This is a genomic window from Streptomyces sp. MB09-02B (assembly GCF_033794485.1).
In the GTDB taxonomy this organism is placed as follows: domain Bacteria; phylum Actinomycetota; class Actinomycetes; order Streptomycetales; family Streptomycetaceae; genus Streptomyces.
On record NZ_JARGEE010000645.1, the window covers coordinates 1 to 3,453 of the forward strand.

The window sequence follows — 3,453 nt, forward strand, 5'->3', positions numbered from 1 at the left end:
CCCACGCTCCACCGCGGCCGCCTGCTCCTACGGCCCCCACACCCCCACCGTCGCCATCACCACCGCCCTGATCTGCGCCACCCTCGCCCTGACCACCGGCACCCGCCCCGAACTCGCCGTCTGGTTGCTCCTCGCCCCCCTCGGCGTGCTCCTCACCCTCGTGGACCTCGGCGCCCAACGCCTCCCGGACCCCCTGACCCTCCCGTTCGCGGCCCTGGCGCTCACCCTCCTGGGCGCGGTCGCCTTCGTACCCGAGCACGCCGGCCAGTGGCGCACGGCCCTGTACGGCGGCCTCGCCCTCGGCGGCCTGTACTTCCTCTTCTTCCTCATCAGGCCCATGGCCCTCGGCTTCGGCGACGTGAAACTGGCCCTCGGCCTCGGCGCCGTCCTCGGCTGGTACGGCTGGGGCGCGCTGTATCTCGGCACGTTCGCCGGCGCGCTCATCGGCAGCGCCTACACCGTGGTCGCGCTGGCCAGGCGCCGCGCCGTGCGCCGACAACTGGTGGCCCTGGGCCCGTTCATGATCGCGGGAGCGTACGTCAGCCTCCTGCTGGAGGCGTACGCGGCCTGACACCGGACCCCCGCCCGATGAAGTCATCCACAGGCGGACGGCCTGACGTCGGCCGATCCGAACCCCTGGCGTAGGCTGGCCTGGTCCGCCCACCCGTCGCCCACCACCCTTATGACGAAGGCGCTTCGCGCCCCTCTGGATTCCTTACGAAAGGGACGCCCCCGGTGACCGAGAAGGCCGATCTCCAGTCCGTTCTCGACCGTGCCGCCGAGGGCGGGAGAATCACGCCGGAGGAGGCGCTCGACCTCTACCGCGACGCCCCGCTGCACGCACTCGGCGCCGCCGCCGACGCCGTGCGCAAGCGCCGGTACGCGGGCACGGAGCACATCGCGACGTACATCATCGAGCGGAACATCAACTACACGAACGTGTGCGTCACGGCGTGCAAGTTCTGCGCGTTCTACGCCCCGCCGAAGGCCAAGGACAAGGGCTGGACGCGCGACCTCGACGACATCCTGCGCCGTTGCGCGGAGACCGTCGAGCTGGGCGGTACGCAGATCATGTTCCAGGGCGGTCACCACCCGGACTACGGGGTGGAGTACTACGAGACGCACTTCGCCGCGATCAAGAAGGCCTTCCCCCAGCTGGTCATCCACTCCCTCGGCGCGTCCGAGGTCGAGCACATGGCCCGGATCTCCAAGGTGGGCGTCGAGGAGGCCATCCAGCGCATCCACGCCGCCGGTCTCGACTCCTTCGCGGGCGCGGGCGCGGAGCTGCTGCCCGAGCGCCCCCGCAAGGCCATCGCCCCGCTCAAGGAGTCCGGCGAGCGCTGGCTGGAGATCATGGAGACCGCGCACAACCTGGGCGTGGAGTCCACCTCGACCATGCTCATGGGCACCGGCGAGACCAACGCCGAGCGCATCGAGCACCTGCGCATGATCCGTGACGTCCAGGACCGCACGGGCGGCTTCCGCGCCTTCATCCCGTACCTCTACCAGCCGATGAACAACCACCTGAAGGGCCGCACCCAGGCCACGATCTTCGAGTACCTGCGGATGATCGCGATCTCCCGGCTCTTCATGGACAACATCGCCCACATCCAGGGCTCCTGGCTGACCACCGGCCAGGACGCGGGCCAACTGACGCTGCACTACGGCGCGGACGACCTCGGCTCGGTCATGCTGGAGGAGAACGTCGTCTCGGCGGCCGGCGCCAAGCACCGCTCCAACCTTCAGGAAATGATCGACATGATCCGCACGGCGGGACGGGTCCCGGCCCAGCGCTCCACGACGTACGAGCACCTCGTCGTCCACGACGACCCGGCGAACGACCCCGTCGACGCGCGTGTGATGTCGCACATCTCCTCCACGGCGATCGAGGGCGGCACGGCGCATCCCGAGCTGAAGATCCTCGCCTCCAACTAGGGCCGCCTTGCTGACGATCCACGCCGCCGACGAGGTACGGCGCACCTGGGACGACCCGGAGCCGGTCAAGGACGGTGCCGTCGTGGTCGACGGCACCCGGGTCCGGGCGGTGGGCCCGTCGGAGGACCTTCGCCGGCGGTATCCGGGCGCCCGGGTACGGCACTGGCCCGGCGTCCTCGGGCCCGGCCGGGTGCACGAGGGCCCGCTCCCGGACGCTCCGTCACCCCGCGAACGTGTCCACGCGGTGCTGAAGTCGGGCGCGGTGGCGGTCCTGGAACAGCACGCGAACACCCCCGAACTCCGGTCGGCCGCCGAGCGCAACCACGTTTCGGTACTGCCGCGCCCGGAGCCGGCGGCGATCGTGGAAACGGGCCGAGCGGATTTGGCGGTCTTCGACGGGGCCGACGTCTGCGTGGCCACGGTGTGTGCGGGCCGCCTGGTCCACCGCCGCCGCTAGGGGGTGTTTCGTGTCCTCGGGGTCGGAGGAACGGCGACGGCCGGGCGCCGCACCGGCGTCCGGCCCGTACTGCCACAATGGGCCCGTGACCCGCGCATCCCTGGACAAGCAGCCGCACGAAGTCGCCTCGATGTTCGACCGAGTGGCGAAACGGTACGACCTGACCAACGACGTGCTGTCCCTCGGACAGGACCGGCGCTGGCGCAAGGAGGTCGCGCGGGCGGTCGACGCCCGCCCGGCGCAGAAGGTCCTGGACCTCGCCGCCGGCACGGGCACCTCCTCGCTGCCCTTCGCGCAGACCGGCGCGTACGTCGTGCCGTGCGACTTCTCCCTCGGCATGCTCCAGGTCGGCAAGGAGCGCCTCTCCTGGCTGCCGTTCACCGCGGGCGACGCCACGAGGCTGCCGTTCAAGGACGACACCTTCGACGCGGTGACCATCTCCTTCGGCCTGCGCAACGTGCAGGACACCGACACCGCGCTGCGTGAGCTGTACCGGGTGACGAAGCCCGGCGGCCGTGTCGTGATCAGCGAGTTCTCCCACCCCACGTGGACGCCGTTCCGGACCGTCTACACCGAGTACCTGATGCGCGCGCTGCCGCCGGTCGCCCGCGCGGTGTCGTCCAACCCCGACGCGTACGTCTATCTCGCCGAGTCCATCCGTGCCTGGCCCGACCAGGCGGGTCTCGCCGAGCGCCTCCGGAAGGCCGGCTGGGACAGGGTCGCGTGGCGCAACCTCTCGGGCGGGATCGTCGCCCTGCACCGAGGGTTCAAGGCCGAGGCCTAGGGAGCAAGTCGGGCTGGCGAAGCGGGAGTTCACCCGTACGGGGGACGTCCGCAGAGGAATTCTGTTGACGGGAACCGGTCAACGGAAACTACCGTCCGTCGATACACCGGCACGTACCGGTGATGTCCGACGACGGGGGTTCCATGACGTCCTACTGCCCGCACTGCGGAACACCGGGCCCGGCCGAGGCGCGCTACTGCATGGCGTGCGGAGGGGAGCGCATGCCGGTCCCGCCGGCACCCCCTTCCGCCCCACCGGGCGCGCCGACCCTCGGCCC

5 protein-coding genes are annotated in these 3,453 nt (G+C 70.9%); all 5 read left to right on the forward strand.

Going from position 1 to position 3,453, the window contains the following annotated elements:
* Positions 1 to 571, forward strand: a 571-nt coding sequence (locus P1P70_RS42200; protein WP_319247440.1) for a prepilin peptidase, incomplete at its 5' end; no start/stop codon positions are given.
* A 164-nt stretch (positions 572 to 735) separates the two neighbouring features.
* Positions 736 to 1,935, forward strand: a complete 1,200-nt coding sequence (gene mqnC / locus P1P70_RS42205) for a cyclic dehypoxanthinyl futalosine synthase (protein ID WP_319247442.1) — start codon at positions 736 to 738, stop codon at positions 1,933 to 1,935.
* A gap of 7 nt (positions 1,936 to 1,942) precedes the next feature.
* Entirely contained in the window at positions 1,943 to 2,392 is a 450-nt protein-coding gene (locus P1P70_RS42210) for an imidazolonepropionase-like domain-containing protein (protein WP_319247444.1), read from the forward strand.
* Between the two features lie 85 nt (positions 2,393 to 2,477).
* Positions 2,478 to 3,176, forward strand: coding sequence for a demethylmenaquinone methyltransferase (locus tag P1P70_RS42215; protein ID WP_319247446.1), 699 nt, complete (start codon positions 2,478 to 2,480; stop codon positions 3,174 to 3,176).
* 143 nt (positions 3,177 to 3,319) lie between these two features.
* Positions 3,320 to 3,453 (forward strand): zinc-ribbon domain-containing protein (locus P1P70_RS42220; RefSeq protein ID WP_319247448.1); only part of this gene is annotated, 134 nt, incomplete at its 3' end.